At 40.4% G+C, this 11,094-nt stretch carries 10 protein-coding genes; 8 read left to right on the forward strand and 2 right to left on the reverse strand.

Features of this window, described 5'->3' with window-relative positions; all coding sequences use genetic code 11:
* Window positions 1-141: 141 nt before the first annotated feature.
* Together ACFIKE_RS00860 and ACFIKE_RS00865 are read left to right on the forward strand one after the other, a co-directional pair.
* Complete coding sequence (locus ACFIKE_RS00860; RefSeq protein WP_015856975.1) at window positions 142-1,053, forward strand: RNA polymerase factor sigma-32; 912 nt, start codon at window positions 142-144, stop codon at window positions 1,051-1,053.
* 44 nt (window positions 1,054-1,097) lie between these two features.
* Window positions 1,098-1,229, forward strand: coding sequence for a hypothetical protein (locus ACFIKE_RS00865; protein ID WP_375648182.1), 132 nt, complete (start codon window positions 1,098-1,100; stop codon window positions 1,227-1,229).
* Window positions 1,230-1,372: 143 nt separating this feature from the next.
* Here ACFIKE_RS00865 and ACFIKE_RS00870 read toward each other — a convergent pair whose 3' ends face one another.
* Window positions 1,373-2,950, reverse strand: a complete 1,578-nt coding sequence (locus ACFIKE_RS00870; RefSeq protein WP_375648183.1) for a M48 family metalloprotease — start codon at window positions 2,948-2,950, stop codon at window positions 1,373-1,375.
* Between the two features lie 156 nt (window positions 2,951-3,106).
* Here ACFIKE_RS00870 and ACFIKE_RS00875 point away from each other — a divergent pair, with 156 nt between their 5' ends.
* The 4 genes from ACFIKE_RS00875 (at window position 3,107) to rimJ (ending at window position 7,218) form a co-directional block, all read left to right on the forward strand.
* Entirely contained in the window at window positions 3,107-3,742 is a 636-nt protein-coding gene (locus tag ACFIKE_RS00875) for a thiamine diphosphokinase (protein ID WP_375625240.1), read from the forward strand.
* A gap of 104 nt (window positions 3,743-3,846) precedes the next feature.
* Window positions 3,847-4,233: a hypothetical protein gene (locus tag ACFIKE_RS00880; protein WP_375625241.1), complete on the forward strand. Its 387-nt coding sequence runs from the start codon at window positions 3,847-3,849 to the stop codon at window positions 4,231-4,233.
* Window positions 4,233-6,095, forward strand: coding sequence for an ABC-F family ATP-binding cassette domain-containing protein (locus tag ACFIKE_RS00885; RefSeq protein ID WP_375648189.1), 1,863 nt, complete (start codon window positions 4,233-4,235; stop codon window positions 6,093-6,095). Before ACFIKE_RS00880 ends, ACFIKE_RS00885 begins: the two co-directional genes overlap by 1 nt.
* A gap of 556 nt (window positions 6,096-6,651) precedes the next feature.
* Entirely contained in the window at window positions 6,652-7,218 is a 567-nt protein-coding gene (rimJ, locus tag ACFIKE_RS00890) for a ribosomal protein S5-alanine N-acetyltransferase (protein ID WP_375648184.1), read from the forward strand.
* Between the two features lie 536 nt (window positions 7,219-7,754).
* Here rimJ and ACFIKE_RS00895 read toward each other — a convergent pair.
* Window positions 7,755-8,015, reverse strand: a complete 261-nt coding sequence (locus ACFIKE_RS00895; RefSeq protein WP_039760779.1) for a DUF2312 domain-containing protein — start codon at window positions 8,013-8,015, stop codon at window positions 7,755-7,757.
* A 263-nt stretch (window positions 8,016-8,278) separates the two neighbouring features.
* Here ACFIKE_RS00895 and ACFIKE_RS00900 point away from each other — a divergent pair, with 263 nt between their 5' ends.
* On the forward strand, window positions 8,279-8,767 hold the full coding sequence (locus tag ACFIKE_RS00900; RefSeq protein WP_375625243.1) for a DUF1036 domain-containing protein: 489 nt from the start codon (window positions 8,279-8,281) through the stop codon (window positions 8,765-8,767).
* Window positions 8,764-10,200 (forward strand): pyruvate kinase, encoded by a 1,437-nt coding sequence (pyk, locus tag ACFIKE_RS00905; protein ID WP_375626580.1) that lies wholly within the window; start codon window positions 8,764-8,766, stop codon window positions 10,198-10,200. The genes ACFIKE_RS00900 and pyk overlap by 4 nt, the downstream gene beginning before the upstream one ends.
* Window positions 10,201-11,094 lie beyond the last annotated feature (894 nt).

Consider the following 11,094-nt stretch of genomic DNA (forward strand, 5'->3'; position numbering starts at 1 on the left):
AAAAAAAACAATTGCGATTATAAAATTACACGTTAAAGTAGTGGGTGTAGAAGTTAACAACTTTTGCGTTCTTTTTTTAAGCAAAGAACAATGATGTCGTTGCCAAATCAATTTTGATAATTTTAATCGCAAGGGGTTATTATGGGTAATCTTTCAAATGCTGTTTATAAAAGCAGCAAAAATTATAGCGATGCAGACAAAAGCTTAGGACGTAATATGATGCGTTCTGCTATGCAAGCGCCTTATCTTGAACGACAAAAAGAGCATGATTTGGCTCTACGGTGGAAAGACAAACGTGATGATGATGCCATGCATCAGATTGCAGCGGCTCATATGCGTTTAGTGATTGCTATTGCTAACCGCTTTAAACGTTTCAAAATGCCATTGGGGGATTTGGTACAAGAAGGGTATGTGGGGCTATTAGAGGCAGCTGCACGTTTTGAACCTGATCGGGAAGTGCGTTTTTCAACGTATGCAACGTGGTGGATACGCGCTTCTATTCAAGATTATATTTTGCGAAATTGGTCAATTGTTCGAGGGGGAACTAGTTCTTCGCAAAAAGCACTTTTCTTTAATCTTCGGCGTTTGCGTGCAAAACTGATACAAGATGATAGTGCTTTGTCAAAACAGGATATTTTTCGTACAATCGCTGAAAAGCTTGGCGTTTCTGTGCGCGATGTTGAAACAATGGATTTTCGTTTTTCCAGTTCTGATAATTCCTTGAGTGTTTCTGTTTCTGAGAACAGTGATAATCCCATTGCTAAGATGGATGTTTTGGTGGATGATAGTCCTCTTCCTGATGCTTTAATTGAGCAAGTCATTGATGGTCAAAGGCGTACACAATGGCTTTACGATGCGTTGCAAATTCTCAACGAGCGAGAGTTGGAAATTATTCGCTTTCGTCGCTTAAATGAAGAGGGTGCGACTCTTGAAGTTTTGGGTGAAAAGTTAGGAATCTCGAAAGAGCGCGTGCGTCAAATTGAAGCTAGGGCTTTGCAAAAGTTGCGTTCTGCTCTCCTTACGGTTCATTCAGAAGACGCTTACGATATATAAGCAGTGAAAGGCTTTGGGGGGGATGGAGGAAAGAGAACGTATAAGTGGGGGCATATGAGGATACGATGAAGTCAGTTTTAGGGGATGTCCAGATTTGTTTAGGAATATGCCTCCTTGGGGATGCTTTTGGTGCTATTGATGAACAGAGGAAGATTGGGGGTGATGTTGGTTGGTAGGAAATATGTATCAAACGGAGACCTTATAAAAGCATGATGAAGTTGGATTTTAAAGTGTTTCTCTTTATTTTCGAATATGCTTTAAGGGGGAGGACATGATACAGATAGAAAAGAATCAAAGCTGTAGAAGATGAGAAAAAGGCTTATTCTGTAATAATTTTCACTTTTGTACCTGCGGGTAAAGTTTGTGTTGGTGAGAGGGCGTTGAGGATGCGAAAGAGTTTTTCTTTATCTGGTGTGTGTTGCATTTTATTGGCTAGGTTTGCAACGTTTTCTCCTTGTTTAACGCGGACAACACGGATTTTTAAGGGCTTCAGTTTTTTTAATTGTGAAGATGAAAGAGAATGAAAGCTTTGTAGCGTTTTTTGGGCAACCTCTACAAAATTTTGAGAATTATGTGGGGCGGCTGTCAGAAAACGAAAGATATGGTTGTTGAATGGAATGACAACTACATCAAATTGCCATTGCTCATTGGTAGCATGGGCTCGTGCTCCAAGTAAACTTTGGCTTTGGAATCCTTGACGCGTAAACTCTTGACTGGGGAGACTTTGAATTGTGATGGGGCGGATAGATGATTGGTCTAGCCCGATAATCCAGCCGCTTTTCAAATAATCACTCGCAGATATTCCAGTAGGATGCGGAATAGCATCAAAACGAATCGCAATTTTATCTGGTCCACTGGCCCAAACAGTGTGTGCTGAATGTTCTATTGTAAAATTATTTGGAACAGAAAAAGCTATGCGCAACTGTGGGTGAATAAATTGGTTACCTCGTACAAAACCTGTATAAAACCCTCCTCCAAAAATCATGCCATCAATGCTTTTGAGAAAAGAATCGCGATCGGTTGTTTTACTATTCCCTTTACTGATTTTACGCGCCTTTTCTATCGCAAGCCGAATGCGTTGAGGGGTGGTTGGGTGAGAAGCTAGAAAATCTAGAGAAGCATTTTGAGTGCCGGAGATATTACGCAAAGCACTATAGGCTTCCATTGTTTGAAGAAAGCGCGGTGAAGCAAATGGATCATATCCTGCTTGTTGGAGCATTTCAAGTGCAAGGGAATCAGCTTCCAGCTCTTGATTGCGGGAAAATTGCGCGAGTTGTTGCTTGTTTTGCACAGGGTTATGAAGTTTTTTGCCAATAGAAGAAAGAAGATGTGAAGATATGTGATTTGCCATCTTTAATTGGGCTTCTTTTTGCAGGCGTAAAATGCCATGATTGGCTCTAATATGTGCTATCTCATGGGCTAAAATGGCTGCAACTTCTGAAGAATCATTGGCTAATGCCAGCATACCACGAGTGATGTAGATTGCGCCATTGGGGAGCGCAAATGCGTTAATACTTTCTGAGTTTAAAATTGTTACAGAATAGTTTTGATGAGAACTATGGGATGCAACTGTCAGTTTACGGACAATCTTTGCTAAAAGGTGTTCAAGTTTTGCATTATAATAAGCGCCGCCATACATTTGCAAAATACGCGGGTGTTGCAAAGCGCTTAATGTGACATAGATATTGTGATTGTTGGTACGTTTGATTGTTTTAGAAGAAGTGGAAGAAAGCTTATCATTTTGAGAGAGGGGCGTATGACAAGCCGAAAGGAGAAACGTTAAACTTATGAGAGTGGCTTTATACAGGCACGAGTGAAAAAGAAAATTGCGTTGAAAAATGGGGTGCGTTGGACCATGGTGCACATTATTTCTGCGGAGTAATTTGGCAAATTGCATTTGTATCTTTTGTATCTTTGTATCGTATGTTTCTTTAAGAAAGACATTAGGGATAAGGATTCGTTGGGCTATATCACGCTTTTTGTTTATAAAAAATGACTCTCACTTATAAAAGGATGCGCTGTAAAGGAAATTTTGTGAAAGGCAAAGTATGGCATGACAACATTTACGATATTATTAAATGGAGATGTTCATATCACTGATCGTTTGCTTAATCAAATTCAAAACAGTCGGGTGATTGCTGCTGATGGTGGTATGCGTCATGCGGCAGCGCTTAATGTGTCGCCTGAGTTGTGGTTAGGCGATTTTGATTCGTCAGATGAGAATTTAATACGCAAATATAGTCATGTTCCGCGTGAAGTTTTTCCCTCTGATAAAGATATGACAGATAGTGCTCTGGCTTGTGAAAGAGCGCTGCAAAATGGCGCTAAAAAGCTTATTTTGTGCGGTGCTTTGGGAGGTGAGCGAAGTGATCATAGCCTTTCTCATATGACGCAAGCGTTAATGATGGCTGAAAGGGGCATTTCAGTGTTGTTGACAAGCGGTTTGGAAGAAGGCTGGCCGGTTTTGTCAAAACCCTGTTCGTATGATTTGCCTAAGGGATGTTTGTTTAGTATTATCGGTTTTTCTGATTTAAAAGGCTTAACTCTTAAAGGGGTAAAATGGCCAATTTGTGACAAAAATGTGTCATTTGGCTCTTCTTTAACACTTTCTAACCGTATTTGTGGAACCTTTTCTTGCCATTTAGGTTCTGGAAAAGCTATATTGTTAGCGTCTGTGCCTATTCCATAAAGCTCTTCCAATAATATTTTGAATAAGGCAGGGGGGGGCATAGTGATTAAGTGCCGACATAAACGATATATTATGTATTGATCTTGAGAAGGAAAGGTTTTGATATGCTAAAATCAATTTTTAAAGTGGCTGTTGTTTCAGCCATTGGTTTCAGTTCAGTTGCTTGTACCACAAACGATGAACGCGTTGCACGTTACGGCGTAGGAGGAGCAGCAATTGGTGCTTTGGCTGGAACTGCTATTGCTGGAAGTACTCCTGGAGCAGCACTTACCGGTGCAGCATTTGGTGCTTTGGCTGGAACAGTAACAGGTGCAGCTGCAAATCAAAGAAAACAACAAAGACAGGCATCACAATTGTGCACGTATCGTGGTCGTAGAGGGCATGTTTACCAAGCACCTTGTGCACAAAGAGTCCCTGTACGACAATTATGTGCTTACCGTGATGCAAGAGGGGTGATGTATAAAGCACCTTGTCCGCGCCGCGTTCGTTAATGGCGGTGCCGCTTCTGCGGCTTGACCGCATTTTCTTAAATTTTGGAAAAACGCCTTTGCTCAATCAAGCTTCTTTATCGGTTGAGCAGGGGGCGCGTATTGCGCTGGTCGGCCGTAATGGTTGTGGAAAATCGACCTTATTAAAAATTGCCGCTGGAATATTAGAGCCTCATGGTGGCGAAATTTTTCGCCACCCGCGAGTAACGCTCCGTTATGTCTCACAAAATCCGGATTGTTCAGGATTTGAAGATATTAACGCTTATATGGAAGCGGGGCTGGACAGTACATCTGATGTCCAGTGGATCAATACGCTTCGCACAAATTTAGGGTTTTCGGGGGCGGAAAAATTGGAAACGCTTTCGGGAGGCGAAAAGCGACGTGTTTCGTTGTTACGGGCCATTGCTGCAAAACCCGATATTTTGTTCTTAGATGAACCAACCAACCATCTTGATTTACCAACCATTGAATGGCTGGAAGCTGTTTTGTGTTCTTTGCGTTCAGCGATGGTGGTGATTTCCCATGATCGGCGATTTTTAGAAAATGTTACGCGGTCAACGGTATGGCTTGATCGTGGCACAACCAAAAGACTGGAAAAGCGTTTTTCTGAGTTTGAAAATTGGCGTGATAAAGCACTGGAAGAAGAAGCCATCGAACAGCATAAATTGGGGCGCCAAATTGTTCGTGAAGAGCAATGGTTGCGTTATGGTGTGAGCGCACGGCGTAAGCGTAATGTACGGCGCTTAGGCGAATTAAAAGACTTAAGACAGCGTCATCAAACCTATAAAGGGCAGCTGGGAAATGCACTTTTGACAGCAGCGAAAAGTCATGATTCTGGGCAATTGGTGCTTGAAGCAAAGAAAATTTCAAAATCCTATGGTGATCGCATTATCGTGAAAGATTTCTCTTTGCGCATTCAGCGTGGTGATCGGATCGGTTTGGTAGGACCCAATGGAATCGGAAAGACAACTCTCATTTCTGCATTAATTGGGCAAGAAGCCGTGGATAGTGGAACGGTGAGGCATGGCTATAACCTCTCTATGGCATTGCTTGATCAGCAACGTATTTTAAATGAAGAAGAAACTTTAGCGCATTATTTAACGGGAGGAAGAGGTGACACTCTTGTGATCAATGGACAAGAGCGGCATGTCGTTTCTTATATGAAAGACTTTTTATTTTCACCGGAACAAGCACGCACTCCCCTTAAAGAATTTTCCGGGGGAGAAAGAGCACGCCTCATGCTTGCACGACTTCTTTCACGTCCTGCAAACTTTTTGATTCTTGATGAACCGACCAATGATTTGGATATGGAAACTTTGGATTTGTTGCAAGAATTTATTGCTGATTTTGCGGGAACAGTATTGTTGGTTAGCCATGACAGAGACTTTTTAGATCGTACTGTAACGCATATGTTGGCACCTCAAGGTGATGGTCAGTGGGTTTTGTATGCGGGCGGTTATAGTGATATGATGGCGCAAAACCAGCATGCTCTGAGTTTACAACGCAAAAAAACAGAATTATCGCAGCGTAATGCATCTTCAAAATTTCATGCGGGAAAGCTTTCAAAGCAGGACACATCAACAGATCATGGCTTGATAGGGCGGGAGAAAAAAACACGAGGTAAATTGTCTTATAAGCAGGTTTATGCATTGGAAAAATTGCCTGAAGAAATTGCTGTTTTGCAGGACGAAATCAAAAAAATTGAACAAGAGCTCTCTGATCCAGCCCTTTATCGCAGTGATAAAGAGCGTTTTGAGCGTTTATCAACAGCGTTGGAAAAAAAGAAAAATACTTGCACACAAAAAGAAGAAGAATGGTTAGAACTTGAAATTTTACGCGAAGAAATGGAAGCGTGTTCACGGTAATGTCTAAAACATTTTAAAAGATTTGTATTGCATTATCACTTTTCTTGGATTTGTTACAAGAGTTTGTGGCTGATTTAGCGGGAACAGTGTTGTTGATGAGTCATGGCAGAAACTTTTTAAATCCCACTGTAACATATAGCTTTTCAAGGTGATGGTCATTGGGTTTTGTATGTGGGCAGTGATATGATAGCGCAAAACAAGCGTGCTCTGAGTTTACAAGGCAAAGAAACAAAACTATCTTTGCCGTGAGTTTTTTCAAAATTTTGTATATGGAAGTATACCAGTTCCATTACACACTTTGCCAGTCCCCAATGTTGCTACAGGGCTCCTTGGAACTTGAGAGCATTCGTAAAAAACATTCCCTTGTCTTTACCTTATGCTTTAAACATACCACACCTCCGCTTATGACGGAAAAGCAAATGATCCTCATTGATTCTAACGTAAGAAGTGTTGTGATGAGGAAAGCTTACTGTATTCGACGTTATGATTTAAGTTTAAAAATGATGATTTGTTAGGATAAATCAACGTGTTATTGTAACATTTCTAGGAGGAGAAAATGATAGCAATTAAAACAAAGCGAACAATTTCCACATTGATCGGTTTAGAAGATGCAGCTGAACTGTCTTCTTATTACCTCCGTAATGCGAATCATCTGCGTTCTTTTGAACCGTTAAGATCTGATGGTTACCACAGCCTAACAGCTTGGGAAACACGAGCCAATGCATTTGCTTATGAAAATGCACAAGGACAAGCATACCGATATGCTGTACGATTAAAAAATGAAAACACAGTCATCGGTGTTGTCAACTTTACAAATGTGGTTCGGGGTGTTTTTCAAGCCTGTCATCTTGGTTTTTCTCTTGATGAAAAACAACAAGGCAAAGGTCTCATGTTTGAGAGTTTATCGGCTCTAATACGCCATATCTTTTATGTTTATCATCTGCATAGAGTGATGGCAAATTATAGACCTGAGAACATAAAAAGCGAACGTTTATTAAAACGCCTTCATTTTGAAAAAGAAGGCTATGCCAAAGACTATTTGATGATTTCTGGAAAATGGAGAGACCACGTTCTAACCTCTCGAATCAATGATCTGTATGAGTCCGTTAATAGATTCGAATAAAGTTTTATTAAAAGTTCTATCAAGGGGCTTTTTATCAAATGTGTAAATATGCCGAATTTCTGCCTATCCTAAAAGATAAAGATCCTTAACCAGCTCTTCTTTTGTAAACAGTTCAGACTCTCATTTAGCGGATTTCAACTGCTGACCACTTTATATGTTTCTTTTTGTAGATAATGAATTGATTTATCATCATAATTCATTTTTTCAATTTGAAGGAAGAGAGTCCTTAATATCGTAAGACTTTCTCATTTCAAATCTATTGATGTTTAATCATAAAAATTACCTCTCTTGCACATCACAAATTGGATTGGCGTACAAGTGAGGGGTTGTGTGGATAAAAATGATTGGAGGAGAGGGATAAAAATGCTCTGTATAAATCCTTTTAATGTGAGGGCTGTTGCAATATTGTGTATTTTGTGACCGATAGTCTCGTTACAAGTTACACAAACAGCTTATTATTGGGTGAAATTTTTATACATTCATTTGTTTTTTTGCATTTTCTTTTCTTAAGAAATTTTCCAATTTTATCAATAGCTTTAACTCATACCAAGCGCATTTTTATAAAGCTCAATGATTGCTTCTTCTTCCATTCGTTCATGCTCTTCTTTTTTACGCAACCGTATAATGCTGCGAACGGCTTTACTATCAAAACCAGAGCCTTTAAGTTCAGTGTAAACGTCTTTAATATCATCAGAAATGGTTTTTTTCTCTTCTTCTAGTCGTTCAATACGTTCGATAAAAGAGCGTAATTGGTTTACGGATATGGCGTGTGTTTGATCGGTTACTGTATCGTTCATTGTATTTTTCTCCAAGTTATATATTCTAAGTTGTTTTTCGACGACGAATTTATGTTGAAAAAGCTTGAAAAACAAAAAGCAAATCAAGCTACACTGTTTTTTTACAAATTGACTTTAAATATTTTGTAAAATTTTTAAGATATATGCATTGATAAAAGGGCTATAAAAAGAAAAATATAAAAATATACGTTTTAGACTTGAAAAGCTTTTGAAAAAGAAGTGTGTAATTTCTTTTGAGAATTTGACATTATAGAGGAAGTTTTGTGATTTTAAAAAAACGATATTGGGTGTTTCAGAAAGGATTGAAGGTTTTTCTCTTGAGCATTTTGCTCTTGTTTTCCCTTGTTGTTTTTGCAAAAGCTGACTTTAGGGTTTGTAATACAACCCAACAGTCTGTAGGGGTTGCTCTTGGATATCGTACATTTTCAGGGTGGGTGAGCGAAGGCTGGTGGACGGTACCCGTGACGGAGTGTAAAACCTTAATTGAAGGGCCTCTTGCTTCACGGTTTTATTATTTTTATGCGGAAGGGGCACAAAAAAAAGGGAATTGGGCAGGCTCTGTAACCATGTGTGTGCAAGATAGCCAATTTACCATTCAAGGGGTTCATGATTGTTTCCCTCGAGGATATCAAAAGGCTGAATTTAAAGAAATCGATACCGGAAATCAAACCAGTTGGATGATACAGTTGACGGATGAGTCTTTGTTAAACAATTCAGTTGTCCCTTCTCTTTCAGGAAATTCTCCACCGTGAAACGTGCACGTAAAGTGAAAATTATTGCGACTCTTGGTCCTTCTTCTTTTTCCAGTGAAATGATTGAGAAGCTTTTTAGGGCAGGAGCAGATGTTTTTCGTCTTAATATGAGCCATACTGACCGTGATATGATGGGTGATTTGGTCAAGTCTATACGAGAAGTTGAAAAAACAGTTCGGCGACCCATTGGTATTTTAGTGGATCTTCAGGGGCCAAAACTGCGTGTGGGTCGTTTTACTAAGGGTCAAGAAGATTTGCGTGTTGGGCAAAGCTTTACGTTAGATAATCGCGATGTGTTAGGTGATGCACAGCGTGTTTTTTTCCCTCATGAGGATGTATTTTCGGCTGTTAAACCAGGGGATCGGTTATTAATTGATGACGGAAAACTGGAACTGCGTGCGCAAGTTTGTGATGGTCATTCTGTACAATGTCGCGTGGTTGCTGGAACACGTATTTCTGATCGAAAGGGTGTCAGTTTTCCCGATACAATTTTGCCTTTTGATTCGATGACGTCAAAAGATAAGGAGGATCTTCAGGCTCTTTTACAGCAGCCTGTTGATTGGGTTGCTCTTTCTTTTATTCAACGTCCAGAAGATATTATGGCGGTGCGTCGGTTGACGAAAAGCAAGGTGTCTTTGATGGCTAAAATCGAAAAGCCTCAAGCCTTAGAGCATATAGAGAAAATTATTGATGTATCCGATGGTATTATGATTGCACGGGGTGATCTTGGAGTGGAAATGCCTTTGGAAAGGGTTCCTGCACTTCAGATGGAGCTCATAAAAGCTTGTCGTTTAGCAGGGAAGCCTGTTGTGGTGGCAACACAAATGCTCGAATCAATGATCACATCTTCTGTTCCGACACGCGCAGAAGTGTCGGATGTTGCTACAGCAGTTTATGCAGGAACAGATGCGGTGATGTTGTCTGCTGAATCTGCTTCTGGTCGCTATCCTGAAGAAGCTGTGCTTATGATGGACCGAATCGCGCGGCAAATCGAACAAGATCACACTTATGCCGCTCAGGTTGGGGCACAACATCCAGCACCAGAATCAACAGGAACGGATGCGATTTCTCTTGCTGCGCGTCAGATTGCTGAAACACTTGCGCTATCAGCTATCGTTGCCTATACGGCTTCCGGAACAACGGGGGTGCGTGCCTCTCGTGAACGCCCTAATAGACCGATTATTGCTTTATCGCCCATTGTGGAAACAGCACGGCGTTTGGCTTTAGTTTGGGGGCTTCATTGTGTGGTCACGCAAGATGCACGGAGTTTAGAGGATATGGTTGATCGTGCAGCAGCCATTGCATTTCAGGAAGGCTTTTGCAAAGGGGGAGATCGCTTTCTTGTGACAGCTGGGGTTCCCCTTGGAACGCCTGGAGCGACAAATCTCTTGCGTATTGCTTCTGTCTCTCAAGATGGAACGAAAGGGATTTGAGCCGTTTATGCATGATGTTTTTTTATGCGCCTTTAAACAGGCTTTAAAAACAACGGGTGTGCGCCTCTTGTGAATGCCTCCATAGACCCATTATTCTTTTATCTCCTATCGTAAGATAGCAAGGTATTGCGTTAGGTCGTCCAGTTTGGGGATGAGAGCAGATGTGGTGATGTTGTCTGTTGATTTTCTTTTAGTTCTGAGGAGGCTGCTTTTACGGTAGGGCATTGAATGGGAGTCCCCCTTTTATTTCATTGAGGCATAGTGGGGATTGCTTTATTGCTGTTTATACGAGAAAGATGTTCATTGATAATGAGAATTCATTCTTTCGCTTTTTGAATGAGAGCCTTGAAATTTGTCTCATTTTAAACTTTTGCAAACAGAATTGAATAAAATTAGAATTGTGTGCCTAAAAAATCATGCTGGTATGTTATGAGAAAAATTGATGGGTGAATGTGTTTTAAAAATATGCTTTGTCGGCGCGTTTGCAACATATTGATTTATAATGATAACATAGCGTTCTTTATATTGAATTAAAACCCTGAATACCGCAAGGTTCTCTTAACTTTAAATTTGTTTATGTTTTGTCAATCATAACTATTTGCTTGCACGTCACAAGCGGGGCTCTTGTGGGTAAAAACTGTACAAGAAAGGTGTCCCTCTTATGAATCCTTTTAAGAACCAAGGGGGCTGTCGCAATATTGAGGGCTGTTTATAATGATGGTGCCGGTTTGCTCTTTTATTAAGCGTGGAGATTTTGAGGGGTGGGGAGAGAGGTATGGATGAATTGTTTGTTTGTTATAAGGATAAAGATGTCGGTAGAGGATGTTTTCAAGAGCTATTATTGTTGTTTATGATGTTTGAGGTTGTATGAGATTAACATACTCTTCGGGTTTG

The organism is Bartonella sp. MU70NMGDW, assembly GCF_042194085.1.
GTDB classification, from domain to species: domain Bacteria; phylum Pseudomonadota; class Alphaproteobacteria; order Rhizobiales; family Rhizobiaceae; genus Bartonella; species Bartonella grahamii.